This window comes from Sphingomonas sp. Leaf231 (assembly GCF_001421995.1).
GTDB lineage: Bacteria > Pseudomonadota > Alphaproteobacteria > Sphingomonadales > Sphingomonadaceae > Sphingomonas.
In genome coordinates, this window is the sequence record NZ_LMLS01000001.1 from 189,441 (window position 1) to 215,094 (window position 25,654).

The 25,654-nt window shown below is 65.8% G+C and carries 20 protein-coding genes and 2 pseudogenes; 10 read left to right on the forward strand and 12 right to left on the reverse strand.

Annotated elements, in window-relative coordinates; translation table 11 throughout:
- Nucleotides 1-855: a hypothetical protein gene (locus ASE95_RS00965; RefSeq protein WP_056630206.1), complete on the forward strand. Its 855-nt coding sequence runs from the start codon at nucleotides 1-3 to the stop codon at nucleotides 853-855.
- Nucleotides 856-1,305: 450 nt separating this feature from the next.
- Here ASE95_RS00965 and ASE95_RS00970 read toward each other — a convergent pair whose 3' ends face one another.
- Complete coding sequence (locus ASE95_RS00970) at nucleotides 1,306-4,482, reverse strand: hypothetical protein (protein WP_056630215.1); 3,177 nt, start codon at nucleotides 4,480-4,482, stop codon at nucleotides 1,306-1,308.
- 275 nt (nucleotides 4,483-4,757) lie between these two features.
- Between ASE95_RS00970 and ASE95_RS00975 the strand changes: the two genes are divergently transcribed.
- The 3 genes from ASE95_RS00975 to ASE95_RS00985 are packed head-to-tail and all read left to right on the forward strand — an operon-like array spanning nucleotide 4,758 to nucleotide 7,943.
- Nucleotides 4,758-6,305 carry an LA2681 family HEPN domain-containing protein gene (locus ASE95_RS00975; RefSeq protein WP_056630219.1) on the forward strand — a complete coding sequence of 516 codons (1,548 nt, stop codon included), beginning with the start codon at nucleotides 4,758-4,760 and terminating at the stop codon, nucleotides 6,303-6,305.
- A gap of 49 nt (nucleotides 6,306-6,354) precedes the next feature.
- A complete protein-coding gene (locus tag ASE95_RS00980) occupies nucleotides 6,355-7,488 on the forward strand; it encodes a hypothetical protein (RefSeq protein WP_056630221.1) in 1,134 nt (377 codons plus the stop codon).
- On the forward strand, nucleotides 7,485-7,943 hold the full coding sequence (locus tag ASE95_RS00985; RefSeq protein ID WP_056630228.1) for a hypothetical protein: 459 nt from the start codon (nucleotides 7,485-7,487) through the stop codon (nucleotides 7,941-7,943). The genes ASE95_RS00980 and ASE95_RS00985 overlap by 4 nt, the downstream gene beginning before the upstream one ends.
- Nucleotides 7,944-8,138: 195 nt before the next feature.
- Here ASE95_RS00985 and ASE95_RS00990 read toward each other — a convergent pair whose 3' ends face one another.
- From ASE95_RS00990 to ASE95_RS18140, 5 genes and pseudogenes are all read right to left on the reverse strand, one after another.
- Complete coding sequence (locus ASE95_RS00990) at nucleotides 8,139-8,534, reverse strand: lysozyme inhibitor LprI family protein (RefSeq protein WP_056632850.1); 396 nt, start codon at nucleotides 8,532-8,534, stop codon at nucleotides 8,139-8,141.
- A 43-nt stretch (nucleotides 8,535-8,577) separates the two neighbouring features.
- Entirely contained in the window at nucleotides 8,578-9,054 is a 477-nt protein-coding gene (locus ASE95_RS00995) for a hypothetical protein (protein ID WP_056630236.1), read from the reverse strand.
- Nucleotides 9,055-9,066: 12 nt separating this feature from the next.
- Entirely contained in the window at nucleotides 9,067-9,768 is a 702-nt protein-coding gene (locus tag ASE95_RS01000; RefSeq protein WP_156347834.1) for a hypothetical protein, read from the reverse strand.
- Nucleotides 9,769-9,820: 52 nt separating this feature from the next.
- A complete protein-coding gene (locus ASE95_RS18135; RefSeq protein ID WP_235528218.1) occupies nucleotides 9,821-11,047 on the reverse strand; it encodes a hypothetical protein in 1,227 nt (408 codons plus the stop codon).
- 31 nt (nucleotides 11,048-11,078) lie between these two features.
- Nucleotides 11,079-12,011: pseudogene (locus ASE95_RS18140) on the reverse strand (S8 family serine peptidase); the annotation flags it as partial.
- 519 nt (nucleotides 12,012-12,530) lie between these two features.
- Between ASE95_RS18140 and ASE95_RS01010 the strand changes: the two are divergent.
- Nucleotides 12,531-13,658, forward strand: a complete 1,128-nt coding sequence (locus ASE95_RS01010) for a DNA N-6-adenine-methyltransferase (protein WP_056630243.1) — start codon at nucleotides 12,531-12,533, stop codon at nucleotides 13,656-13,658.
- A gap of 375 nt (nucleotides 13,659-14,033) precedes the next feature.
- Here ASE95_RS01010 and ASE95_RS01015 read toward each other — a convergent pair whose 3' ends face one another.
- The 3 genes from ASE95_RS01015 to ASE95_RS01025 form a co-directional block, all read right to left on the reverse strand.
- Entirely contained in the window at nucleotides 14,034-14,666 is a 633-nt protein-coding gene (locus ASE95_RS01015) for a hypothetical protein (RefSeq protein WP_056630251.1), read from the reverse strand.
- Nucleotides 14,666-15,196 carry a hypothetical protein gene (locus ASE95_RS01020; protein ID WP_056630254.1) on the reverse strand — a complete coding sequence of 177 codons (531 nt, stop codon included), beginning with the start codon at nucleotides 15,194-15,196 and terminating at the stop codon, nucleotides 14,666-14,668. The genes ASE95_RS01015 and ASE95_RS01020 overlap by 1 nt, the downstream gene beginning before the upstream one ends.
- A gap of 145 nt (nucleotides 15,197-15,341) precedes the next feature.
- Complete coding sequence (locus ASE95_RS01025) at nucleotides 15,342-18,059, reverse strand: MobA/MobL family protein (protein WP_056630257.1); 2,718 nt, start codon at nucleotides 18,057-18,059, stop codon at nucleotides 15,342-15,344.
- Nucleotides 18,060-18,460: 401 nt separating this feature from the next.
- On the opposite strand from ASE95_RS01025, the gene ASE95_RS01030 reads away from it, so the two are divergent.
- Nucleotides 18,461-19,462, forward strand: coding sequence for an alpha/beta fold hydrolase (locus ASE95_RS01030; protein WP_056630260.1), 1,002 nt, complete (start codon nucleotides 18,461-18,463; stop codon nucleotides 19,460-19,462).
- Between the two features lie 5 nt (nucleotides 19,463-19,467).
- Nucleotides 19,468-20,511: a serine hydrolase domain-containing protein gene (locus ASE95_RS01035; RefSeq protein ID WP_056630262.1), complete on the forward strand. Its 1,044-nt coding sequence runs from the start codon at nucleotides 19,468-19,470 to the stop codon at nucleotides 20,509-20,511.
- 2 nt (nucleotides 20,512-20,513) lie between these two features.
- Here the strand turns inward: ASE95_RS01035 and ASE95_RS01040 are convergent, their stop codons facing one another.
- Nucleotides 20,514-21,770, reverse strand: coding sequence for a winged helix-turn-helix domain-containing protein (locus ASE95_RS01040; protein ID WP_082449404.1), 1,257 nt, complete (start codon nucleotides 21,768-21,770; stop codon nucleotides 20,514-20,516).
- Between ASE95_RS01040 and ASE95_RS18145 the strand changes: the two are divergent.
- A pseudogene (locus ASE95_RS18145) lies at nucleotides 21,744-21,860 on the forward strand (LysR family transcriptional regulator); the annotation flags it as partial. The gene ASE95_RS01040 and the pseudogene ASE95_RS18145 overlap by 27 nt on opposite strands.
- Here the strand turns inward: ASE95_RS18145 and ASE95_RS01045 are convergent.
- Entirely contained in the window at nucleotides 21,840-23,252 is a 1,413-nt protein-coding gene (locus ASE95_RS01045; RefSeq protein WP_235528110.1) for an aminotransferase-like domain-containing protein, read from the reverse strand. The pseudogene ASE95_RS18145 and the gene ASE95_RS01045 sit on opposite strands and share 21 nt — an antisense overlap.
- A gap of 111 nt (nucleotides 23,253-23,363) precedes the next feature.
- On the opposite strand from ASE95_RS01045, the gene ASE95_RS01050 reads away from it, so the two are divergent.
- Complete coding sequence (locus tag ASE95_RS01050) at nucleotides 23,364-24,206, forward strand: PhzF family phenazine biosynthesis protein (RefSeq protein WP_056630269.1); 843 nt, start codon at nucleotides 23,364-23,366, stop codon at nucleotides 24,204-24,206.
- Nucleotides 24,206-24,802: a DJ-1/PfpI family protein gene (locus tag ASE95_RS01055; RefSeq protein ID WP_056630272.1), complete on the forward strand. Its 597-nt coding sequence runs from the start codon at nucleotides 24,206-24,208 to the stop codon at nucleotides 24,800-24,802. Before ASE95_RS01050 ends, ASE95_RS01055 begins: the two co-directional genes overlap by 1 nt.
- On the opposite strand, the gene ASE95_RS01060 is transcribed toward ASE95_RS01055, so the two are convergent.
- A complete protein-coding gene (locus tag ASE95_RS01060; protein WP_056630274.1) occupies nucleotides 24,799-25,647 on the reverse strand; it encodes a DUF3883 domain-containing protein in 849 nt (282 codons plus the stop codon). The two genes, ASE95_RS01055 and ASE95_RS01060, sit on opposite strands and share 4 nt — an antisense overlap.
- Nucleotides 25,648-25,654 lie beyond the last annotated feature (7 nt).

Consider the following 25,654-nt stretch of genomic DNA (forward strand, 5'->3'; position numbering starts at 1 on the left):
GTGCTGACGCCAAAGCGATGCGTCATCGACACCAACTGGCTGAGCAATGCGGCGCTCGAGGAGTATCTCGCAAAGTCATCCAAGAATCACGCCGTGCTCGCGGAAATGACCCTGGTCGAGGTCCATAAAAAAGCCGCAGCGGTCAACGCGCGTCGTCTCATGAAGACGCTTTGCCAATATCCTAGGCAGGTGATCGTCCTTCGGAGCACGCGAGAACTGTATCGGGATGGCGGCGCGAGCAAGGGTTTAGCCGACCGCCTAACCGAGGCGACGCAGACGGCCCAGTTCGGAGAGTATTGCCGGACCGTCATCGATGCGCCTAACGATGGTCTCGTCGACGAGCACTTCGCCCTCATGGAGGAGCAATCGAGAGGTCAGATCGACGATCTGCGCGCCAATGTCAGCAACATTCTCGTCCTGTTCGAGCGCTTTGTGACGATATTCGAAAAGGGCGAGCTCGACCGTCTCCGTAAGCACATTCCATACAATGAGCCGCTGCAGCGGAAGCTCATCCAACTGGCTATGGATATGCACAAGATGCTCCTGCGCTCACTGAGCATCGAGGCTCAACATCATCCGAAGGACATGCAGCGAGCCCTGAACACATTCGTTTTCCGCTACGCGCTTTGCGTGGTTCTCTTCCTGACAAGATGGATTCGTCAAGGAGAGAGCAAGGAGATCAAGCAGGAGCGCCTCATCAATCACGTGATGGATCTCAAGACCGCAGCTGTCGCCACATTCTTCGACGGCCTCAAGACGGAAGACGGAATGCCGCGGGACGTGCATCTCGAAGCGAAGCACGTCCTGGGTGCAATCGGAGCCTATGTGAACTGCGGAAAGGGCCTGCCTCGATAGCCAGGGCGTATCTGGCGGCTCGCCAAAGCGAGTCTGATGCGAGTGCGACCACGCCTACAATGTTCAAACGATAGCCGTAGCGGTCGCTGCTGTGGTGATGGATCGACGTAGAAGCTGACTGGCAGATTTCGGGAATGGCTCGAAGGGGCGGGTATGACCGCCTTTAGGGCGCACTGCTGCCAAACGGCTTCGTGTTGGGCCACGGCTGGTTCTGGCGGAAGCTGCCGTTCGAAGCCCGATCGCCAAACGACATATTCTGGTCGTGATCTGCTGCGGCCGAACTGCCGACGGCAGACCCAGTTGTGGAAATTCAATCGAGCATCGACGTTCATCGAAAGCGGACACTCGTTCACCCCGGCCAAACGCGACCGCTAAGCGCCCCAATCTCGGTCGTTCACGCTAGCCTTGTCGGCGACCGGAAAGCTGCCACTTGCCCAAACCTCGGAGCAATCAATCGGGGATGCACTTACGGGCCGGGGATATGTTGAAGCCTTCGGGTGTCGGTTTGTATGCGTCCGTAGCGCGCGACCAGTTCTTTTCGCGGCTCTGTTGCCGGCGTAACCGGGTCGGCTCAATCTCAACTACGACCAATTGGTCATTTTCCCCTCCGCGGACGCGGCACACGTCACGATGGAACGATTCCTTGGCCGGCCGGCGCAGCCGGCTATCGCCGTAGCGCCGGTTGTTAACCAACGCCATATAGGCATGAACATCGAGCGCAGCTGCATCGATCAACGCGGAGAAGCTTTCCAGGTCTTTGTTCCACGAGAGCGTTATCAGACAGTCAACCTGGCCTTGGAATTCCTTCCGATGCTTTATGTTCTGAAGCTCACTACACACAAGTACGCCGAAAAAAAGACCGTTGTGCTGGTACACCCGCTTTAGATCATTTTCATCGGCCCAGCTCAGCCCGTAGCTGGTATGCAGCAACTCGTCCTCTCCCGGTGCCGGCTTACACTTGCGTTGTCGAACTTGGATCGACGACGCGTAGCCTAAGCGATCGTCGGTCAGCACAAGCACAGCTGAGCTGTAGATCTGTTTTCTGTCGGGGTGACGCGTGTAATCGACCCCAGCGATCAGGCTGATTCCACTAGCACGCAATCGTCCAGCAATGGTGTTAATCCAGCGCTCGGGCACCGACAGTTCTGGGAGGAGCAGATAATCTGGTTTCGGTTTAGCGTGGATCGCATCGTTCACGATATCCGCTAGCTGCCAATATCGACGCGGCGACAAGTCGGGGTCTCCCGCCGCTCCTTCTTCCCAGCTTTTGTCTCTCACTTCGAAGCTGGTCAGCCCTAGCCTTACGGCTCGGCCCAGTCCTGAGCGCCTCACAACGATCGGCGGGGGACGATCGTTGCTGTTAGGTACAACTGCGGACGGGCGCGTCCTCTCGTCGTCATTCTTGTCTCCCACGTCAGGCGTCTCGGGTTCCAGCTCTTCCGCTAGATCGCCGCGCACCCAAATTCCACGAACCGCGCGCGTGTAATCAGCCCATGTATGGGCGGCAGCGACAGGCTCGTCGAATACGCACTCATCGGGCAAGTAGAGCGCAATCTCCTCCGGCGTGTATGGCCGTGTTGGGAATAGGAATGGCAAGATCGACCGCGGCACGAGATCGCCCGCCGCCGGGATGGCGAGCAGCGCCACACGACGCGGCGGTGGTCCGCTGGCGTTCAGCTCAGTGCGTTCCAGGAACTGGCGAAGGCAATCGACGTGCTGGTAGCGACCCGCCAACAGCGCCTCGTTAGGTTGCTCTGCCGGCTGCGCCACCGCGTCGGTGCGCAGGTGCTCGCGATAGGGTGTCCTAGCCCAGTCCGCCTCGCGCGCCTGTCGCGCCAATGTCGTCAGCTCGACCACGGTAAGTCCTAAGTCTTTGATCAGACCTGCGAATGCTCGCGCTCGTGACGGCGTGGAGGAGATTGGATACGCGCGGATCAACGCTTCCCGGAAGAAACGCCTGACCTGCTCGCGAGTGTCGTTCCAGACTTCCGGTGGGACGGAGCCGGCATGGATCCCGTTGATCTGCATCCGTGTTGTCCGAGTCGACTCCTCCAGCTTGAAGATGGCGGAAATAGTTTCCCGATACACCCGTCTTGCAGGTATCCAGTCGCCAAGCGACACCGCAAACGACAACAAGCGTGGCAAGTGGTCGATCTGTTCCAACACCTTGTCAGCGCGGATGACGTGTTCGTGGGCGAACTCGTAGAAATCGTCGCGTTGCGGTCTCCAGTCCTGCGGTCGAAGGTCTCGCGCCAGCGTGTTTACTGCGCGTAACAACACCGACCATCCGAGTCGGCGCAGCGTTAACCCGTCCGCCCGCCGCAGACTGTCGGCGTCATCAGCCGAGTCGGTTGCGGCCAGCGCCCGCGCAGCATGCGATTTCTCGATATGCTCAGGCTGCGGCATCGTCCTCCGCTCGCTCGACACCTCTCGGATTTGCGAGGCGATATGATCGAGCAAATCGGCACCCGACCGACCGCTTAGGAAGAAAGTCTTTTGTTTTGCGGCCTGTAATGTCAGCTGGGTTCTGCCGCCCCATTCCGGCAGCGTCAGGCCGACGTTTCCGGAAGAGTCGCGGCGAAACGCGGGGACCCGCTGCGTAATAAAGGTCCAGAGGTCGCTTGGCGAGTTGATGTCATCACTATCATGGAGGACTAGAAACAAGTCATCGACGTAGCGAGCATAGTAGATCGGGCTTAACTGTCGCTCTACCTGCCGATCCAAAAACGCGAGCAGCACATTCGAAATCACCCGGACGACCGACAGGCCGATAGGAATGCCGCCGTGTTGCCTGGCATCGATGGGGCATCCAAGTGCGGACAGCCTCTCGCGGCAGCGCGCCGACCATTCGCTCAGCGCCGCGCTAATGAGCTGGCTGAACGCCAATTCAAACGGGGTTAGCTCAACACCCAAATACTCTAGAAATCGCGCATCGACGAGAAAGCTGGGGTCGATGCTGTGATAAAAATTGCCGACATCGAGGGTCATCGCGATAATCGGCTGCTCCCGCTTGATAGCGTCGCGCATGGCATCGAGGCCGTCGTCGCGCCATTTGCGGTAAGGTTCGAAATAGGGCTCGAATGAACCTAAAGACTCTAGGTGATAGTCGCCGACCCACTTGCGGTCCTTGTCCGCTCGATAGCGCCGGACACGCGAAGCGAGCGCGCGAGATGACAGGCACGCGTCGAACTTATGGCCGACCAAGTTGACCCACAGCGCCGATAAAACATGGGCCTCTACGCTGAAGTCGCCGATTAGCCGGAATTCAGGGATCGGTGTTCGCTGGTCGGTAGACCGCCGAAAGGCCCGTTCCGCGTCCGAGAAAAAGGCGTGCGCCATCGACGCGTCGCCGTCTTGCTTCTCGGGCGCCTGCTGTTCGAAATTTAGCCGCTTGGGGAAGATGATTGGCTGCTTGATGCCTTCGGTCAGTATGGCGGCGGCTTCGCCTGCTTGTAGTCGCACCAGCAATGCCGCGAGCTTATCAGGCAGCGACTGTTCGTAAGCGATGAACGGCTCCGCTACTCTGATGGAGGACTCATAGAAGCAGTCGACTTTGGCCTTGCGATACGCGAAGAACAGATCGGTGAGTGACAGGTCGCTCCAATCACTAAAATCTACACCTGCCACGTCGCCTCCGCTTCCCTGACGATCACGTCAACAACGTTGATGTCATCTATTAGGCCTTACCGTATCCGAAAGCCTCGCGTTCGGACAGGCTCTGCGAGGCTCGACGTGATGTGTCCGCATTCGCCCCAGCAACGCCGAGAGCACACAGGTCGCTAACGGCCCATTAGCGGTCCTCGCGACGCCTTCACAGTGAGCGGCTGGAACTGGGCGTCGCCAGCCGCAACCGCTGCAAGAGACGCGTTTCTATCGCGGGCGAAGGGCCTTATCCTAACCCGATGATCGCCGACCATGAATTTGACGGGCTGACCGCGGCCGAGGCGCTCGACAGGGTCGGCGCGATGGTCGATCTCGCCGGCGACCGCAATGATGCCGGCCTAACAGCGCATGCCTTGGCGTTGAGCGAACGCCTCGCATCGCGGCCGGGATTGACCCCCGAAGTCCGCATTTTGCTCCACTATTTTCGCGCCAATGCCTTCGACAACGAAATGCATCACGCGAGCGACGCGCAGAGCTGGTCTTGGGAGCTGTCGCATTACGACCAAGTGCTGCTCGAATTGCGCAGTGCGGTGCGCGAAGAGGGTTTTTCGGACTTCGACCGGTTTCGGCAGTGCCAGATCCTGACGAACCTCGGCAACAAGCTAAGTGCGATTGGCCGGCCTTGTGAAGCGCTCGCGCATTGGGACCGGGCGATCGCGCTCAATGCCCGTTTCGCGATGGCGCTCGGCAATCGCGGCCACGGCCTGATCGCCTATGCTCGCTCGCTCTACGATGGCGGCCATGCCGGAGTGCTTATGGGCAGCGCGTATGCGGCGCTGACCGCCGCGAGCGACGCCGATGCGATCTTCGATTCACACGAGAGCCTGGCGCTGGCCAAACGGTTCGAAGCGATGGCCGCGCAGCTCGCCAGCACGCTGCCGCTCGACGCCATCGCGCAGGATCTGAACCGCCAATATAGTCTCGGCCGCTCGCGCGCCGAGCGAAGCTATCGCCATTGGGCGCTCGACAACCGCCTTTTCCTAAGTCCGCTCAACGACCTTGGGCCGTACAGCATCGCCGCGCACGATGTCCTGCATCTGCCGTCGATGACGCTCGAGCTCGCCGACGCCGGGCCGGGCCCGCCGGTCGCGTTCGGTTTCTACAACCAGCTCAAGCAGGAATATGTCTCGGCACGCTGGCTCTGTTACGAGGGTCTGAGCGAGCATCGGGCGCATTTCAGCGACCGCGAGACCCATCTTTTCGACACGCTCAGCATTCCCGCCTATTCGCTGGCCGTGGAAAAGACCAAGATCGCGTTCCGGCTGGGCTATTCGCTGTTCGACAAGATCGCCTTTTTCATCAATGATTATTTCCGGGTCGGCTTGCCCGAGCGCGCGGTCAGCTTTCGCGGCATCTGGTACGAGCGCAAGGGCGACCCCAAGCCGATCAGCACCGTCTTTAAGGATCGCGAGAACTGGCCGCTGCGCGGCCTCTACTGGCTGTCCAAGGACATCTATGAGCCGGCCTTTCAGCAGGTTTCCGAGCCTGATGCCGAAGGACTGGCCGACCTCAGGAATTATCTCGAACACAAATATTGCCAGATCCATGAGGACCTCGGCCTCGGCTATAGCCGGTTTGCTCCACCCAACGGCAACGATCTAGGCTTTCGCCTCGGACGCGATTTGCTCGAAGCCAAGACGCTCCACATCCTCAAGCTCGCGCGGGCCGCGCTTATTTATCTGTCCCTGGCGGTGCATCGTGAGGAAGCGATCCGCCGCGCTGCCCGTCCCGAAGGCCTCGTCGTCTCGACGCCGCTGTGGAAATGGAAAGAGCGGCGACGGCTGTGATCCAGTGCAGCGCGACGCGCGGGCTCGTTGGCGGCGAAGGAGCAACGTTATGATCGCCGATCCTGACGACGAGGTTTTCGAATGGCCCTGGCCCGAAGGGCCCGGTGCCGAGCATGTCTTCGCTAAGCAAGTCGAGCTTGCCGGTCTGCTCGCAACGCGCGTGCCGGTGTTCCTGGACACTAATTTCTGGGTCTGGGCGCGACAGGCCGCGTTCGGCGAGACCGACGAAGCGGAACTAATTTCGCTGCTTGGCGCGCTTAGGATGGCGGTTCAGTCAGGCAAAGTGTTCTTCCCAATTACCCACGATTTGATCGAGGAATTCAGCAAGCAGCCACCTGATCGTCTCGAGTGCACGATGATCCTTGTCGATTTGCTCAGCCTCGGCGTTGCGATGGTGCCGCATCACGAGCGCGTGGCGATCGAGATAGAACGGTTCACCGCGCGCGCTCATCCCGAGCATCCGCCGAAACCCCGGACGCTATGGACGAGCTACGCCTTCGCGCTGGGATATGAGGATTTGCGGCCGCCCGGCATCGCGGTCGATGATGCGTTGTTGGTGCTGATGGCTGAGACGGCATGGATGACGCCACCCTCGCGGCTGGCGCGCAATCTCGACGCGGCGATGTTCGACGCGCGTGCGCGAAGTCAGCGCCTCGCCAATTTTCTGAACGAACAGGCCGCGCTTCATGCCCATGAACTCGACGGGCGAGCGAGCGCGGTGCGCCACGAGGTCGCCGGCGCGGCGAGCATGATCGAAGGCATCGCGGCGCGCGAATATCGGCGCATGGCCGAAGCCGCGGGCCATCTGGCCGAAGCCCGGGATATCCCGAAGAGCCGGGCGGTAGGCAAGCGCATCGCGAACATGGTGGCGATTGCGCTCGAACAGGAGGTCAATCAGCGCGCGTTCGGCAGTCTCTATATCGGCGCCATGCTCCACGCCGCGATCCGCTCGGAGACCAAGCGCAAGATCAAGCCGAACGACGTGTACGATTTCCGGCACGCGGCCGCAGCGCTCCCGCATTGCCGCGCCTTCTTCACCGACGGGCCACTCGCGAAGCTGATCACCAGCGGCCATATGAAACTTGACCGGCTGTACGATTGCACCGTCGTCGCGACGCCCGCCGAAGCGATCGCGGTGCTGGGCGACCTAGTGATCGGCACCGACCGGGCCGCGCAGGTATGAGCCAAGACCCGCGGCCGGACGACACGGCGATCCTCGCTGCAGCCACGGAATTCCGCGCAGCGTTGGACGCGATCGACCGGACGCATTGGCGGCATATCCATATCTGTAACTTCCCGCGCGGCGCGTGCGGCCATTGCGCCGAGCTGCTCGCGCGCCATTTGCACAAGCGCTTCGGCATCACGCCGGACTATGTCAGCTGTAATCTTGAGGGCGAGGACGGCCGGTTCGAGTGCGGCCACACGTGGCTCGAATGGAACGGCCTGCTGATCGATATTTCGGGTGACCAGTTCGGCTGGGCGCCGGTAATCGTGACTCGCACGCCGGGACCCGATTACACTGGTAGCCGCCTCAACACGCGCCACCGCTGGGCGCTCGACCCGGATTGGTGGGGCCGGCAGTGCGGAGCTATCTGGCACGCCGCCCAAAGCTATTTGGCGGAGACGGCAGTGCGGTAGCGAGCGCGCTCATTCTTTCGCGATCGCGGCCACGAGCGCGGCGCGAAAGCGGCTCTGCCGGTTTCCTCCGATAATCGGCCTTCAGATCCTTGCTCCAGTGGATGAACGAAAGGCCGGTTACAACGATGGTCGCTTAAAAGCGGCCAGTCCGCTTCCCACCAATGAACCCACGTCCGCGTCTTGCCATATCCCAAATCAGTCCTCACTTCTAGGCTTCGGCAGCAGCGGTGGTGTGCTGTCGGCGTAGGTAAGCAAATTCTGCCAGATGACCATCGTGCGCGCTTTGGTGATTCTCGTCCGACAGCCGAGCGCCATGGCACCCCGGACCGTGCCCTGGCCCCACCATTCATAGACGGCATCGCATTCGGCGTCGCGATAGGCGATCCACGCTCGTTCGGACGCGCGCAGCTTTGCCAGCGCGGTCGTGCCTTGTTCCTTAGTGAGGCGGGTCACCGCCGCGGCGTAATATCGGTTGAGCTCGGTGTCAGCGCGGGCAAGGTCCTCAGCGAGGCATTGTTCGACCTCCGGCGTGGTCGAACCCGCACATGGGTTGCCGGCCGCCAAGAGCAGCGTCGCGATGATGATCGACATATCCATCCCTTCCTCGGTCCCGGTCCCGCCAAGCGCGTCCAACTCACAATGTTTCGATCCGGCCGGCCGCACCGGGCTCCTTCGCGATCGACCGGATCGTCACCCAGTCCACCACGACCTGCGTGCCCCAAGCAACGACAGCCAGCGCCGCCCACGGCCAGCCGCGCGTCAGCCACACATCCAGATGGAAGCCGTTGGCCGGCAGCGTCAGCCCGCAGGCGATCAATGCCAGCCACTTCAAACTGTTCATGGCGAACGACGCTCCGCTCATGATCCACAGTTTCGCGCGCGACGAGCCCGGCCGCCATGCCGCCCACAGCAGCAGCGTGGCAGGCATGCCGAGCCCGGCCCACGGCGTCCAGGCGGGACCGAGGTTCACCTTTGCGGCCATGGCGGCGACGAACGACAGCACGCACAGCAGCAGGATCATTGGCAGCGCCCGGAAGAAGCCGGTCGCGTTCAGCACGCCCACCAGCATCAGCAGCGCGACGATTGCAATGGCTCCGATCACGGCAATCATGGCCGAGCTTCCTCAGAACGCCGCACGTTCGGTCCCGGGCGCGGCGCGCTCCACGGCCGCAGCAAAAACCCGCTCGCGTTCGCGATCCTGATCGGTGCCGTCGGCCAGCCTGATCGTGTTGTCGTTGTAGATGACCGACGCCTTCAGGTTCGGCAGCGCTTCCGGCCTACGTTGGAAGGGCGTGATCGAGCCGCACACTGACTTGAGCGGCGCGCTGCACCAGTTCAGCGTCATCCCCTGATCCCGGCGGCCGTCGGGCTGGCCGTATTTCGCCGTGACCTGGCGAAGGAAGGCATCGCCCTTCATCACATCCTGCGGCATCTGCAGGTAGACACTGGTGACAGACGACCCACCGGATGGCGCAGCGGTCAGGCCGACGGTGATCGCCTCGCGATTGGGGCCGACGCCCTGCAACTGCGTCATCACCCGGTCGGCCATCGCGCGAGACGAGGCGGCGCCGGTCCGCCGCCGCGCCGCTTCTGCCCGGACACGGGCCGCGAAGCTTGGGCCGTAGCTCACGCCGTTCGTCGCGGGCATCGCATAGCCGGCCTTCACCAGCGCGGCTCTTGCCTCGCCCGCCGACATGCCCAGGCGAACCCCGGCGACATCGAGCGGAAACGCGGGTGTCGTGGCCACCGCACCACCGGCGGACTGTTGCGCCGAAGCGTCGGGCAGCGCCTGGGCTGCTGCGGCCATGGGCGCGGCGGCGATCACGATGGCCGCGGCCAGGAGCGTCTTGTTCATGTGTCCTGTTCCTTCTGATGGTTCAGCGGATGGCGATGGTGACGAAGGCGGCGGTATCGGACGCACCGGCCACGTGACCGGCGTCGAAGGCGCGAGCTATGCCCACGCGGAACAAGGAGGTGCGCGACAGGGCGGTCGACCAGCCAAGTTCCAGATCCAGCTCGCGATCGTTCGGGGCGAGATCGACGGCGACGGCGCGCGTCGAGAGCGCGCCGGTGACGAGATCGAACGACACCGGCGCGAGCAGCACCGCTCTCGCGCGCTCCACCCGCAGCGTCGACGACAGGCCGAGCGTTGCGCGGCCGCCGAACAGCTCGCGCGCGCCTTCCAGCGAGAAGGCGCTGCCGATCAGCGGGCCATCAAAGCGCAACAGGTTCGAGCCGCCGTGCGCGCGCGTCGAGGACGCGGTGGCGCGGGCGGTCAGGTCCACGCCGACCAGCGTGCGGCGGTAGGTCAGGGTGGCGAGCGTGGTTCGGCCACCGCTCAAACCCAGAGCTGCGTCACCGCGCATGCCGAGCACCTGACCGCGTTCGGCAAGGTCGGACAATTCGAGGCCGAACCCCAGCGGCGTGGCGAAGCCGATCACCTGCTGGCGCAGGCGCCCGTCCCTAGACGTGCCGCTCGACAAGGACGCCGACCAGCCCCCGGCCGACCACGCCGACATGCCGCCGACCGGCAGCGAGGCGATGCCGCGGAGCGCTGATCCCGCCAGCCCGTTCCCGCCGCCGACCGCAACGTTGGTGCCGAGCGTGACCTGCTGCCCGGCGACAGGCGAGAAGGACACGACGGCGGGAACGTCCGGACGCCGCATCGCCTGAGCGCCAACGTTCGTCGCGAACCCGAAGCGCGCGGCCTCGGCCTGCGCCGCGCGCCACGGCGCATCGGTCGGCGCTAGCATTGCCCCGGCGAGCAGGCCGGAGCTTCGGGCACGCACGCCAGTCGAGGCGGTCATGGTGAAGTCGCGGCCGTAGCGGTCGAAAACCGTCATGCCGCCGACCTGACCGCTCAGCGCCGCCGCCGCAGCCGACCCGCCAAACGGCGCCGAGGTGGTCAGCGAGGAGAAGCGGGTCAGCACGGCGTCGGCCGCCACGAAGGACGACGCGGGCGCCTGCGCCTGCATCGCCTTCTCGACGTTGAGGATGCCGGCACCATAGACCGCGTCGACGCCCGGCGCACCGGCATCGGTCGCGGTGTCGAGCAGGATGCGGCTGATCGCCTTCAGCCGCTCCCGCGACCGCCGGGGCGGCAAAGCTGTTGCCGGTGACACTGACGACATTGCCGTCCTTGTCGACGACGTGGACGTTGTTGCCGCCGGCTGCGAGCATCCGGTCGGCGAGCGGACCGGCATTGCCGTTCGCACTGCGCGGATTGCCGTTCTGGTCGACCCCGATCGCAAAGAGGAACCAGTCCTTGTTGGCGCGGTCGGTGCCGACGAAATTCTCGGCGAACTCGCCGGTGAAGCTGTCCTTGCCGGTCGCGTTGTCGATCGAATTGACCAGCAGCCGGTCGGCGAGGCGAACCTGATCCATCGCGGCGCGCTGGTCCTGCGCCAGTTGGCCGGTGCCGAAGCCGTTCAGTGACAGCACGCTGACGAACGCACCTTTCTCGACCGCGTAGCGGATCGCGGGCGCGATCAGCATCGCGTTCGCGCTGCTGCTCTCTGGGATCGGACCGGTGCTGCCAGCGGTCTGTCCCGACAGGTCGGCACCGACGATCTTGAGCGCCAGCAACGTCGCCTCTGGCGCCAGCCCCTGCGGCCCCGAACTGTTGCGGGCCGCGAGCGCGATCGAGGCGACCTCAGTGCCGTGGCCGACCCTGTCGTCGATCGGAAATGGCGCGAGCGTTTCGGCCGGACAGGTGCCGCATCTGGCGATCCGCTGCTCGAAACCAGTGCTGTCCGCCGAGATGCGCCCGGCGAACTCGGGCGTCGCGCGGTTGATGCCGGTGTCGAGCACCGCGATCGTCACGCCCTTGCCGGTGATGCCGCGGTCATAGGCATAGGCGGCCTTGGCGATGACCACGGCTCCCGATGCCTTGTATTCGGCGCTATCCGCCGACGGCGACGGTGCCGGGCTGGGCGCAGGTGTCGGTGCCGGTGTGGCGGTCGGCGGCGCGGTCGATCCGCCCGAGTTGACGCCACCGCCACCGCCACCGCCACCGCCACCGCCACCGCCGCAAGCGGCCAGCAGCAGCCCCGCCGAGATCACCGACATGTTCGCTATGCGTGCGCGGTCCCCGCGCTTCTGTCGCTCAACACCCAACGCTCGAACCCCCCGTTCGCGTCGGTGCCGATTGGCTTCTCCAGCCGGCGGCACCGCCCCTGTTCACGAGGCGGTGCCGGCCCGAAAGCCGGAAGTTGGAAACCTGCAACAAGACAGGCGCGAACGCCTTTAGGCCCGAGGGCCTTGGACATACGCGTCCGCCTCCCGGCCGAAACTGGTTCGACCGGGCATACGGCTACTTGTTGACGAGGTTTCCACGCCTCGGCCCACCTGCTGGTGAGCGGGCGCAGGTTAAGCGATCTGGACGCCTGTCGGCAACGCAAATCTTCGCGACACGAAGTCGAGCATTCTTGACATGGTAAAAAGATGTTTACTTTTTGTCGGTGAACTTAGACAGTCTGCGGAAATCGCCGAGAAGTAATAAACCGCTACGCTGGCGAGTCGGAACAGTATTGATCCAACGGCTGCCGCTGCTCATATCGACCAGTATATGATCCTTTTTGGTAGCATATGCTGGTCGCGGCACTGATCGAAGCGCGGCAGTCGATGGGCATGTCGCAAGTCGCCCTCGCGACACGGATCGGCGTGGCACCGCTGCAGATCAAGCGGCTCGAACGTGGCATCGGGTCGGTGGCCACGCTGACGGCGGTGATGGCGGCGCTCGACTTTCGGCTGACCGGCATTGCGCCGGGCAAGGATCTCGCCGCCCAACTGCGCGCCTGCCGCTTGCGGCGCGGCTTGACGCTCGTCGATGTGGCGGCGCGCGCGAGGCTGTCGCGCACCACGGTCGCCAACCTCGAGCGCGGTGGCGGAACGGTCGCGACCCTCTTGCGCTTGATGAAAGTGATCGCACCGCGAGCGCGGCGCCGGGCACAGGAACGCGTTTACTGGAGCGAGGGCGATAAAGCGGACCGCGACGTCCGCTTCACGCCGCCCGAATTCCTGGCCAGGATCGACGACGCGTTCGGCGCGATCGATCTCGACCCGTGCGGTCATATGCTGAGCCCGGTGGTCGCGAAGCGCCGCATCCTTCTGGAGGAAGGCGGCGACGGGTTCGTCGACGACTGGTCCGGCGGTCTCGCCTTCGTCAATCCACCCTTTTCTCAGACGTTGCTCTGGTTGAAGCGCGCCCACGACCAATGGTCGCGAGGGAATGTCGGCAGCATCGTCTGCCTTGTTCCTGTGCGCGTCGATTCCCGCTTTTTCCACGAGACGTTGAGCGTCGAGGCGGACATCTTCTTCCTGCTGGGCCGGCTCCGGTTCGCCGATATCCGCGGCCGGTCGCAGCACACGCCTTTTTCGCTGATGCTGGCGACGTTCGGCACCTCGGTGCAGCAGCGGGCACGCTGGGCGGAGATCGCCGAGGGGTATTGGCTGACCCGCTCACGCGGGCTCGCCTCACTGCCAGATCGGCCAGTCGTTGATGACGACGCGGCCCGCGACATCGACACCGCACTCGACCAGCCGGCGCAGGCGTGCATCGGCGCGGGCGATGCCCTGCTCGGCATCGGTGGGCTTGAAGGGCAAGTGGATGATCTCGCCCGGTGCCAGCCGGAAGCTGCCACGGACATGCGGCTGCGACAGCAACAGCGCGCGCGACCCGGTCTTCGACAGCCACAGCCGGCAGCCGGGGTGTGAGAAGCAGATCCGGTCGCGCGGCACGAAGATCGAGATGTCGGTCATCACGGTCTCGCCGGCTTGCTCCTCGAAGGTGAGGTGGACGAGGTCGGCCTGCGCATCGCAGGCCATCTCCCCCAGCCGGAGCCGCGCGAGCGGATCGAGACGGTGACCGGCGAGCAGCGCCGCAGACGGCCGCAGCGTGCGGTTGCCGAGCAACATCGTGGAGACGGCGGCGAGGTAAGCGCGGGCGGCGGAGTTGGTGGTCATCTGGTTCTTCCCGATTTCGTCCCCACCATCGGGGACACTTCATCGGACCATTCCCCTTTGGGCGGGCGCCGCGCCGCCTTGGCCGAAGGCACCCGCGATCATCATCGCGGGTGCTCGCAGGCATGCTCAGCCCGGCGCGAAGCGCGGCGCCCATTCGTCATGGAACGCCGACCATTCGGCCTCGAAGGCGACCTGTGCGTCCTTGACGACGAGATCGCGGTGTAGCTCCCCCCATCCGCTGGCACGGTGAACCCGTGCCGGCACCACGCAATGCGCGTGCGGGCGGCGCGCCGACAGCTCGTCGCCCGGCATGTGGACGACGGTGAGGCTGGTCAGCCGGCGTTCGAGCGCGAGGTGCCGTAGCGCATAGGCGCCGACCATCGACAGGATGTCGGCCGGCTGCCAGCCGTGATCGAACCGCATGGTCAGGACGACCGCGAGCAATTTCTGGTGCGGTTTGACCCTGGCGTCATAGCCAGCGAACACCGTCTCCAGCGCATCCGGCTCGATCGCGACGCCGGGCGCGGGCACGAGCCGGCTGGTCGTGCAGGTGATCGGCCACAGCCCGTCCGCTCCCCACGCCGCATCGTCCGGCTTGCTCGGCTGGAGCTTCGCGCGGGCGAGGTCGGCGGTGGTGTTGCGCTTGCCCTTCGCCTTCGGGCGCATCAGCGCGAAGCCGAACGCGGGCGACGAGCCCAGCGGGTCGTCGAACAGCATGTCGTCGGCGGCCGCCGGGCTGATCCATGGGAGCGCCGTCATCACAGGTCCCCCCAGATCTGCGCGAGGAAGGCGTCGGCGCGCTCGAACCCCGCCGCCATTTCGTGGGCGTAAAGCCTGGGCAGTTCGGAGGCGACCTGAAGGCGCTTCGAACCGAGCAGGATCGAGGTCCCGGGATCCTCGGCCCATGCGTGTTCCGCCACCAGCCAGATCTGACCGTGTTCCGTCAGCCACGGGCGCCGCTCGTGACACCACAGGTTCTGCTGGCGGCGCCAGCGGCCAACGGCGCAGTAGAGCATCGGCTTGCCGGCGGTCGACGCCTTGACGACCAGCGCGTCGCAGCGCGCCTCGCGCATGCCGCGATTGACGATGGCGAGGTCACCGCGCGACGGCTCGATCGAGGGCACCAGCAGCAACTCCGACGCGGCGACGTGGAGATAGTTGCTGAACGGCGGGCGCAGCATCAGCGGTGTCTTACGGTCGAAGTGCCAGCCGGCGCGTTCAGCGAGGGCGAGCGCGCCAGACAGTGCGCGCGCCTGGGCCAGCGCACGCTCCTTGGTAACCAGATACATGAAAGTCCTTGGGGTTTTCTGCGCGAGGGCGGCGGGCTGCACGCTGCCTCCGCGCGATCATTTCGCCTTCACGGCACAGCCGCAGGCTCCCTCCATGCTCCTCCCCGCCGGCCCCGGCGGTCCTTCCCGGATGGGTGGGCGACGCCTACCGTTCCGGCCCCTTGCCGCGCGGAATGACTGGTCCCGCGGTGTTTCCCGGCCCCTTCGGCCTTGTCACCAGGTGATCGGACACAGGCACGACGATCGCCGCCTGCGCGGACAAGCCGCCGACCGGCTTTTCCTCCGCAACAGGTGCGGTGTCATTCTGCTTCGGCGTGCTATCGACCAATGACAGGGTGCGGTCACCCTCCGGCTTGGGCAGCGCGCGTTGCACGTCCGGATGTTCCTGCCAGTGCTGCCACAAGGTTTGAAGCGCTTGTGGTCCGCCCTCGATAGTCGGGTCGAACGCTCGCTTCCTGATGGCGTCGACGAGCCGCTTGATCTCAGCCGCCTGCGATTTGGCGATGCCGGTCAGCCGCTTGTCGATGAGCACCCGAAAGGACGGGCTGGCCAACAATGCCGCATCGCTCGGCGGCAGTGCGTCGATGGTGAGTCGTCCGGCGACCCTGACAACAGGAACACGGTCCCGCGCGATGCGGAGGAACAGGGCGTCGAGTTCGTGGCGCCGTCCGAGCGTGATGCGCGCCTCTTCGTCGGCCCGAGGCGCGACCACACGCGCTGGCCGCGGCTCGTCGCGTGTAATGGCTTCGGTTATCCGATCCGGCGCCACCGCTTCGGCCGAAGCGGTGGCTTCCCCACTCGCGTGATGTCGCCCGTGGTGGACGGGTACCGCGTCTGGTTCAGCTGGCGGTGTGGTATCGACAACATGCACGCGCCGCTGGATCGGTGCGTTGTCGACGATCGCGTCGTCATTGGCCGGCACGACCGCCATCACACCCACCGACGTGAGCGACTTGGCGCCAGCCAGCGCGCCGACAGCTTGCAGTGCCTGCTGTTCGGAGATCAATCCGACGGGCGGAGCGAAATCGAGCCCAGCCACGAGCTTCAGGCGCGCCTTCCTCTCACGTGCGATTTCCGCCAAGCGGGCATCGATTGCGACATGCCGCAGGTGCAATTTGCCGATCGCTACGGCTGCCGCCTCAATATCAGCCTTACCCGCCGCGATGGCGGCCTCGACTTTGGCAAGATGCTCCTCGGCTTCCTGCTTGCGCTTTTCGACCGCTTTACGATGCGCGGCGCTACCACTCACCTGGGCAAGGGACATGACGCAATGGTCGAGCGTCGCCTGCGCACGGGACCGCGCCTGATCGCGGAAGCGATCGTTCTCCCACGCCAGATCCCGCGTCTCCTCAAGCGCGTGCAGCACCGCGCGGCGTTCCCCCATCAGAGCAACGCCCTCGGGCGACCCGACGACGCTCTTCGCGAGCGCATCATTCTGCTGCTGCCATGGCCCGAAGTAGCTTTCGGTCCTGCGCCGCTCGGCGAGCGCGGCGTATTGCCAGCTGGCACCCGCATTGTAGCGGCCGATCACGGTCGGCACGCCCGCCCGCTCCAGCGCGGCGGCCCGGGTGCCGAGGTGCAATTCGGGTGTTTTCTCGATCCCAAGCGCCTCGTGCGACCGCGCGTCGATCCGGCGCTGGATGCCCCGGAGCGCCAGCCGGTCGTTGCAGATGCCGGCGAAGCGCTCCCGCAGGTGTGGCACGAAGGCTTTGCCGGCGATCGCGCCGTTATAGTGCTCCGACCGCTTGTCTGGCGCGAGGCTGCGGCTGACCTCGACGATCTTTTCCTGCCGGTGCGGATAGCGGACGCGGGTCTCGCCCTTGCGCTTGAACTCCTCGGCAATTTCGAAATCCCACTTACCCGGGTCCGGCATCCATTTGGCGGGGCGATCATGCGCAATGACGTGGAGGTGGAAGTTGCGCCTGTCGTTGCCCGGCCCCGGCGCGTGGATCACCGCCGTATACATCATGCCCGTGGCTCGCCCCTCCGCGTCGCGGGCGAAGGAGCCGAGATGGTTGCAGAAGTCGCGAACGATCGCAGTGCGGTCGCTGGGTCCAAGTTCGTGCGGTAACTCGGCCACGTAGCGATACTGGGTCCGGCCGGCGGAACCGGGTGTGAAGAAGACCGGCGGTTCATTGTCTGGCCAGTCGGGCAACTGCCGAAGCACGCCGAGGATGGCGTCACAGGCGTCCTCCTCGGCGTGATAGCGTTTCGCCTTGAACGACGTCTTCTTCGCCCGGCTGGCTGCCCAGCGCTTCCGCTCGGCGCGGCAATGCGCGACGAATGCTGGTGGGAGGTCGGCTGCCGCCGCGTCCAACCACTCGCTGATAGCGCCGGCCTTGATGCTCAGCCCCGCATGGCCCTGGCGTTCGCACCGATCGACCGCCTCCCAATAGGTGCGGCGACGCTCGGGATCGTCCGATATGTTGCTGAAGATAAGCGCGCGATCCATGCTCTCGACCGCATCGTCGCGCTCGACATAGGCGGCGTGGCCGAGCGCCGAGCCAACCTCGACTGCTTCGACACGCTCGACATAGGCGGCATGGCTCGCTGCCAAACCGCCCGTCGCTGCGGCGACGGACGACCGGGCCACGGAACAGGAATGAAAATGGAAGCTGGTCGTGACCCCGTCCGCCGCCCGCGGGCGACCCGGACGAGGCAGCGGTGCGCTGAAGTCGGCGGCGATCATCCACGCGCTTCGGCCGCTGGTCGGTCTCTTCGCGGCCTCTTCTTTGGCCTGTTCCTTGATCTTGACCCGTCCGATCTTGAGCAACTGCTCGGCTTCCTCGCGCGCGCGCAGCAGCGCGGCGAGCTTGCCATTCGCCGCTCCGATGCTCTGGCTGATTGCCCGCTCGCCGACCACACTTCGCCTCCAGCACGCCGTGCCGACGGCGTGACGGCATCAGTGTGTAATGGATCGGCGCCGACCGATAGCCCCCCCCTCGTGACGGCAACCGTCACCTTCCGGATCACCCGCCCGCGGGTGAGGAGGACCGCGCCCGCCAGGCGCCATCCGGACCCGGCAATCGGGTCCGCGCACCAGCGTCGCTCAGGGTTCCCCAGCGACGCGGAATTGCGCCTGAAATTTCCTCCTCCCCGGCTACAGAGGCTGCTGCACTTCCCACGTTCTTTGCCTTCGTGAAGGTTCGCGCCGGACCTCTTCCATTGCCGTGCCGGCGGGATCGCTCCGACCATCAACACTGCGTACCGAACGTCAAGATCGCGCGGCAGGGATACCGGGGTCATGACCGGTGTTACCTTGTGATGTTCCGCCGCCACCTCGCCGCCATCGCCTGCCTGGCGATGCTTCCAACCACTGCCGCTGCGCAGACGATACCGCTCGGCGCCAATCTGGAGCGGTTCGACTATCCCGCGCCGGTGCGCTGGTTCGAAGCGAACTCACAGAGCCATCCCGTCCGCATGGCCTTTCTCGACTGGCCGGCGACTGCCGCCCCCAACGGCACGACGGTCGTCCTTCTGCACGGCAAGAACTTCTGCGCCGCGACCTGGGGCGACACCGCGCGGGGGCTGACCGCGGCCGGGTATCGCGTCATCGCCCCGGACCAGATCGGCTTCTGCAAGTCGTCCAAGCCGAGCGGCTATCAGTATAGCTTCCATGCCATGGCCGCGCTGACCGCGGCGCTGCTCGATCAGGCAGGCATCGGCAAGGTGGTTCTGATAGGCCATTCGACGGGCGGCATCCTCGCGGCGCGCTTCGCGTTGCTCCATCCCGCACGGGTCACGCGGCTGGTACTGGTCAATCCGCTCGGGCTGAACGACACGCTGAGCGAGGGTGTGCCTTATACCGACCTCGGCAAGCTGCGCGCCGAGGAAGCGAAGGTCGACGCCGCGTCGATCAAGGCCTATCAGCTTCGCAACTATTATCACGGTGAGTGGCGCCCAGCCTATGACCGCTGGGTCGCGATGCTGGCCGGGCAATATGCCAGCCCCGATGGCGACACGGTGCGCGACGCCCAGGCACGGCTCTCCGACATGATCCAGACCCAGCCGGTCGCTGCCGAACTGCCGCGGCTGACGGTGCCCACCACGCTCATCATCGGGCAGCGCGACCTGACCGCCTTTCGTGCGAGCAGCGCGCCGGAGGACCAGCGCGCGCGGGTTCGCACCGTGCCGCAAGCGGCCGAGGAGGCGGTGAAGCGCATCCCGGGCGCCCGCCTGATCCGCCTCGACGATCTCGGCCATTCGCCGCAGGTTGAGGCGCCCACCGTCTTTCTGCCAACCCTCCGCGCTGCGATCACGCCGTGAGGGGGATGGCCGGCGCGCTGGCGCTGCTGCTCGCCGGGGGCTGCGATGCCACCCCTGCGCCGCAGCAACCGGCAGAGTCCCGCCCGGTCGAGACGCTCGGCCTGGACGGCGCCATCCTCGCCGACACCGTCGCCCAGGCCCGGCGTCTTCCGCGAATCCGTTCGCTGCTGATCAGGCGCGATGGGCAGGTGCTGGTGGAAGAGCGCTTCAACGGCGGGCCGCCGCTCGACCGGCCGGTCAACATCAAGTCCGCGTCCAAGTCGGTGCTGTCCGCGCTGGTCGGCCTCGCGATCGCGAAGGGCGTGCTGACCGGGGTCGACCAGCGCGTCGTCTCCGTGCTCGGCAACGAGGCACCGCCCAAGGCCGATCCGCGTCTCGCCCGATTGACCGTCGAGGATCTGCTGACGATGCGCGGCGGTCTGGAGCGCACATCCGGCGAGAATTACGGGCGCTGGGTGTCCAGCCGCAACTGGGTCCGGTTCGCGCTAGCCCGCCCCTTTGTCGAGCAGCCCGGCGGCGCGATGCTGTATTCGACCGGCAACACGCATCTGCTGTCGGCGATGCTGACCCGGGCATCGGGCCGCGACACCCACGCCCTGATGCGCGACTGGCTGGCGGGGCCCCTCGGCATCACGATCCCGCCTTGGTCGCGTGACCCCCAGGGCATCTATTTCGGCGGCAACGACATGCTGATGTCGCCGCGCAGTCTGGCGCGGTTCGGCGAGCTCTATCGGCTGGGCGGGGTGATCGATGGCCGGCGGATCATTCCCGCGCGCTGGATCGAGGGGAGCTGGACCCCGCGTACCGTGTCGCCGTGGAGCGGCGGCCAATATGGCTATGGCTGGTTCGTCGGCACCAGCCGCGGTCATCCGCTGCGCTTCGCCTGGGGCTATGGCGGGCAGATGCTGTTCGTTGTGCCGGACCTCAAGCTGACGGTGGTCATGACCTCCGATCCCGGCGGCGCGCGCGACAATGGCCATATCGCTGCTCTACATGCGCTTCTTGACGACGGCATCGTTCCCGCGGCCGAGCGGGGTGGAACGATGTGACCTCAATCGCGATCCACGACCGCGCCGATCCGAACGGCAGGCAAGCCGAGCCACGCCGCCATCCGATCCAGTTCGATCCGTAGCCGGTCCAGCGTATCGGCAGGTGTCGCCGGCTCCAGCGTGATGCGGTGCGCGAGCAGCAGCCCGGCCTGCCGGTCGGCCTTCAGATCGACCCGCGCGACCAGCGCCTCGTCCATCAGGAAGGGCAGCACGTAATAGCCGTGCGTGCGACGATCCAGTGGGACATAGATCTCGATGCGATAGCGGAAACCGAACAGTCGCTCGGTGCGGGCCCGCTCCCAGATCAACGGATCGAACGGCGCGAGCAAGGCAGCGCCGCGCACCCGGCGGGGCACGCCCGCGTCGCGGTGCATCCACGCCTTCTGGCTCCAGCCCTCCACCCGCACGGGAACGAGCACGCCATCCTCCGCCAGATCGGCGATGGCGTGATCCGCTTCGGCCGGTTTAAGCCGGAAATAGTCGCGCAGGTCGCTGGCGGTCGCGACGCCCAGCGCACGGGCGCTCCGTTCGATCAGCGCGCACTGCGCTACCTCGGCGGATGGCGTGGGAAGCTCCACCACCGCAGGCGGGATGACCCGTTCGGTCAGGTCGTACACGCGCGCGAAGCCGCCCCGCCGTGTCGCGGTGGTGATCCGCCCGGACCAGAACAGCCATTCGAGCGCGTGCTTGACGTGGCTCCATTCCCACCAGCCGCTACGACTCGACCCGTTCTCGAAATGGGCTGCGGTCAGCGGGCCTTCGGCGGTGATCCGTTCGAGCACGGCGTCCGCCTCGGCACGGCGTTCCAACGCGAAGCGGCGCAGCGCCTGATAGCCGATCTCGCCACGCTCCGCCCGCGCCATCCGCCAGCGGAGCAGCGGGTGCAGGTCGAGCGGCAGCAACGATGCCTCGTGCGCCCAATATTCGAACATCAGCCGCTGCCGGGTCGCCCCCCACGCATCGCCCTCCAGCAGTGCGCGATCATAGCCGCCGAGCCGGGCGAAGGCGGGCAGATAATGCGCGCGCGTCAGCACGTTGACGCTGTCGATCTGGAAGAGGTGGAGCCGGTTGGCGGTGCTGCGCAGGTGGCGAGCGGACGGGACCGAGGGTCGAGATCGGCCGAAGCCCTGCGCTGCCAATGCGATCCGACGCGCTTCGCCGATGGAGATGCCCATGACCGGCGAAGACCACGTCGGAGCGCACGGCGTCAATATGCCCGATTCAGGCGCGGTAATCCGGGCGATGTCGAGCTGATCCATGCCGTCTTTATCGGCGGTGCAACCACGCCGGCGCGGGTGCGGGTATTCGTCGACTTTCTGGTCGAGCGGCTAGCTGGTCGCGCCGTCTAGCGGCCGGGAAAGGGCGGTTTCCAGAAAGGCATATAGCCGCTGGTCATCGCTCATCGCGACGTTGAAGCGCATATGGTCGCGCCAGCCCCCGCTGGTGCTGAACACAGGCCCCGGCGCCAGCACGATGCCCTCGGCGATCGCGCGGCGGGCGAGGTCGACGGCATCGGTGCCGTCGGGCAGTCTCGCCCACAGGAAGATGCCGGCCGCCGGCTCGATCCAAGGCTCGATGCCCACCAAGCGCAGCCGCATCGCTACTTTGGCGGTCGCGCGAGCCAGCCGCGTCCGAACGCCTTCGACGTGACGGCGATAACAGCCATCGGTCAGCACATTATGGAGCAGGCTGGCCGCGAGCGGACTGCCCGCCATCGACGTGGCGATCCGCAGGTCGGCCAGCCCCTCGATCCAGTCCGGCCGCGCCGCGATGTGACCGCAGCGCACCGCCGCGGACAGCGATTTCGAAAAGCTGCCGATGCGGATCGTCCGGTCGAGGCCGTCGAAGGCGGCAAGGCGTGGCGATGGCGTATGTTCGAAGTCGGCGAAGATGTCGTCCTCGATGATGACCATATCGTGCGCCTCGGCGATCTTGAGCAGCCGATGCGCGGTGGGCGCAGCAAGCGATGCTCCCGTCGGGTTATGGACGCCCGAGTTCGTCAGGTAGAAACGCGGTCGATGCGTCGCGGCGGCCTCGGCGAAGGCGGCGACGTCCGGCCCGGTCGGCGTCATCGGCACGCCGATCACTTTCGCCCGATGCGCCCGCAGCAGCGCGAGGAAGTTGAAGTAGCACGGATCGTCGACCAGCACGGTATCGTCGGGCTGAAGCAGGAACCGGCACACCAGATCGAGCGCATGGGTGCCGCTGTCGGTCAGCAGGATCTGGTCGGGACCGGCCTCGATCCCCTGATCCGCCATTCGCCGCGCGAGCAGCATGCGGAGCGGTCGCGAGCCGCGTGGCGAGGCATAGCCGGCCAGCGTGCCGTCACCGTCCGCGCGTGCCGCCCCGCGCATCGCCTTGCGGAGCGCGTCGCCTGCGAGCCAATCGTCGGGCAGCCAGCCGCATCCGGGCATCAACTCGTGTCGGCGCTCGCCCAGCGACTGACGCAGCATCCACAGCGGGTCGACCTCGCGTTCCTTCGCGGTGCCAAGTCGGTCTAGCGCCAGCGGTGCGAGCGGCGCGGCGACATAGAAGCCCGAGCCCGGTCGCGAACGGATAACGCCGTCGCCGGCTAGCCGCTCATAGGCCTCGACCACGGTCGAGCGCGCGACGCCGCTCGACTCCGCCATGGCCCGGATCGAGGGGAGCCGCGCGCCGGGCGTGAGTGTGCGCGCCTCGATCCGGTCGCGGATCGTGCGCGCCACCATCCCGGTACGGGTCTCGTCGGGCTTGCTTGCCACCGTGCTGCACCTTTGACCAATACAGTTCGGTCGTATCGTATTCCTCCGTCACTGTCCGCGCCAGTCTGCCAGCGGCTATGTCGAGGCATCATCAACAGGAGATCTACCCCCGTGACCCGTCCCTTCCGCCTCGTCGACGTGTTCGGCACCGACCCGCTGACCGGTAACCCGCTGGCCGTCATCGCCGATGCGGAGGGACTGACGACGCAAGAAATGCAGGCGATCGCGAGCTGGCTGAACTTTTCGGAGACGACCTTCCTGCTGCCGCCGATCGACCCGTCCGCCGACTATCGCGTGCGCATCTTCACCATGGTGCATGAACTGCCCTTCGCCGGGCACCCGACCCTTGGCAGCGCGCATGCGTGGCTGGAAGCGGGCGGTCAGCCGAAGCGGGACGGCGTGGTCGTGCAGGAATGTGGCGTCGGCCTGGTGACGATCCGCCATGACGGCGACCATCTCGCCTTCGCCGCGCCACCGCTGCTCCGCGGTGGGACGCCGACCGAGGCGGAGATCGCCCAAGTTGCAGACTTGCTGCACATCGACCGAACCGCGATCGTCGATGCGACTTGGGCGGATAACGGTCCAGGCTGGATCGCGGTCATGCTGGAATCTGCCGACGCGGTGCTGGCGATCGAGCCGGCGCGGCATCATCCCGAGCATATCGACATCGGCATCGTCGGCCCGCACGCGCCCGGCAGCGAGGTCGCGTTCGAACTCCGTGCGCTCTTTACCGACGCGCATGGCGGGCTGATCGAGGACCCCGTGACGGGCAGCCTCAACGCCTCGGTCGGCCAATGGCTGTTCGCCAGCGGCCGGGCGAACGGCAGTTACGTCGCGGCGCAAGGCACGCGGCTGGGGCGAACCGGGCGCATCCACGTCTCGCAGGACGACACCGGACAGGTCTGGGTCGCGGGCGCGACGCGGACGTTGTTCAGCGGTCGGACACACGGCTGATGCAGGTCGCGATCCTCACCTTCGATGGCTTCAACGAACTGGATTCGTTTGTCGCCGCCGCGATCCTCAATCGGCTGCGCCCGCATGGCTGGGCCGCGCACATCACCGCGCCGACCGAGACGGTGACGTCGACGAACGGCGTCGTCGTCCACCGGCAACGCCCGCTCGCGTTCGTCGAGGAAGCGGATGCGGTCCTGATCGGCAGCGGTTTCCGCACGCGCGAGATCGCCTCAGATGCGTCGATGCTGGCGCGGTTGCGGCTGGACCCCACGCGACAGCTGATCGCCGCGCAATGCTCGGGCACGCTGCTGCTGGCGAAGCTCGGCCTGATCGGCGACCTGCCGGCCTGCACCGACCTCACCACCAAGCCGTGGGTGGTGGAAGCAGGCGTAACCGTGATCGATGCTCCGTTCGCCGCATACGGCAACATCGCGACGGCTGGCGGCTGCCTCGCGGCACCCTATCTCGCCGCCTGGATGATCGCCCGCCGCGGGTCGTCCGATTTGGCACGCGAGGCGCTGCACTATGTCGCACCGGTCGGCGAGAAGGGCCGGTTCGTGGACCACGCGCTGTCCGTGATCGACGAGGTGCGTTAATCCCGAAAGCTGGCCTGGAAGCTGGTCGGCATCAGCGACACATGCGCGTCCAGCGGCGGCCGCAACTCGAACGCGCGGGGATCGCGGGCGAAGTTCCACAACCGGACAAGGCACCAGTCACGGCGGCGTTCGTCGGCCACCGCCAGCTCGTTGCGGCTGATGTGGAAGGGCGTGCGCTCCCACCCGTTGGTCGTTTTCACTTCGATGAGGCGTGGGCGACCGTCGATCTCGAAGCTGGCGATGTCGTAGCCGGCACCATCGCCATCCTGCTCCGACACCCAGCGAACGCGAGCGGCCAGATCATCGCGCCCGCCGGCCGCCAGCGACGATTGCTCGTGCCGGACGATCCGCTCTTCACCGGCGCGCCCCAGCGCACGGTTGCGGGCATCACGCTCCGCCACGTCGAAGCGCCGGGCGATATGCTGCATCTGTTCGAGTTCGTCCGGCGGCGGCGCATTGCCGAGCGTAGGCGGCGGGCCGATCCACAGGGTCGGCGTTTCCTGCACGCGCGACGACGACCCTCCGGCCAGCGACAGGCGCGTCTCGGGCGACAACCACGCCGGATGCGTCGCCAGCCAGCGCGCTACGGCATCGACCAGCGATCCTTGGAAGTTGAAGGCAGGCTTGTAGCCGGGGATCCAATCCTCGCCGAGCCCCTTCAGGACGGCGCTGATGTTCTGATGCTTGTATTCGATCGACCCGCGCGGGCGGTTGATCGCTTCCTGCAACCGGCGATTATGCTCGGCTTTGCTGTAGGGACGGCCAGCCTCATCGTCGGCCAGCATCGCGAAGTAGTCGGCGACGATCGCGTCATTTTGTTGATCGGTCCAGTCGCCGAAGGCCATCGGCCGA

Bases quoted from the DNA above. Each gene is read 5' to 3' on its own strand.
- ASE95_RS01020 (WP_056630254.1), bottom strand. From the start codon at position 15,196: ATGTATCTGGTTACCAAGGAGCGTGCGCTGGCCCAGGCGCGCGCACTG.
- ASE95_RS01035 (WP_056630262.1), top strand. From the start codon at position 19,468: ATGGCCGGCGCGCTGGCGCTGCTGCTCGCCGGGGGCTGCGATGCCACC.
- ASE95_RS00995 (WP_056630236.1), bottom strand. From the start codon at position 9,054: ATGATTGCCGTGATCGGAGCCATTGCAATCGTCGCGCTGCTGATGCTG.
- ASE95_RS00980 (WP_056630221.1), top strand. From the start codon at position 6,355: ATGATCGCCGATCCTGACGACGAGGTTTTCGAATGGCCCTGGCCCGAA.
- ASE95_RS01040 (WP_082449404.1), bottom strand. From the start codon at position 21,770: ATGGATCAGCTCGACATCGCCCGGATTACCGCGCCTGAATCGGGCATA.
- ASE95_RS01030 (WP_056630260.1), top strand. From the start codon at position 18,461: ATGTTCCGCCGCCACCTCGCCGCCATCGCCTGCCTGGCGATGCTTCCA.
- ASE95_RS01015 (WP_056630251.1), bottom strand. From the start codon at position 14,666: ATGACGGCGCTCCCATGGATCAGCCCGGCGGCCGCCGACGACATGCTG.
- ASE95_RS00985 (WP_056630228.1), top strand. From the start codon at position 7,485: ATGAGCCAAGACCCGCGGCCGGACGACACGGCGATCCTCGCTGCAGCC.
- ASE95_RS00975 (WP_056630219.1), top strand. From the start codon at position 4,758: ATGATCGCCGACCATGAATTTGACGGGCTGACCGCGGCCGAGGCGCTC.
- ASE95_RS01055 (WP_056630272.1), top strand. From the start codon at position 24,206: ATGCAGGTCGCGATCCTCACCTTCGATGGCTTCAACGAACTGGATTCG.
- ASE95_RS00990 (WP_056632850.1), bottom strand. From the start codon at position 8,534: ATGTCGATCATCATCGCGACGCTGCTCTTGGCGGCCGGCAACCCATGT.
- ASE95_RS01060 (WP_056630274.1), bottom strand. From the start codon at position 25,647: ATGGCCTTCGGCGACTGGACCGATCAACAAAATGACGCGATCGTCGCC.
- ASE95_RS01010 (WP_056630243.1), top strand. From the start codon at position 12,531: ATGCTGGTCGCGGCACTGATCGAAGCGCGGCAGTCGATGGGCATGTCG.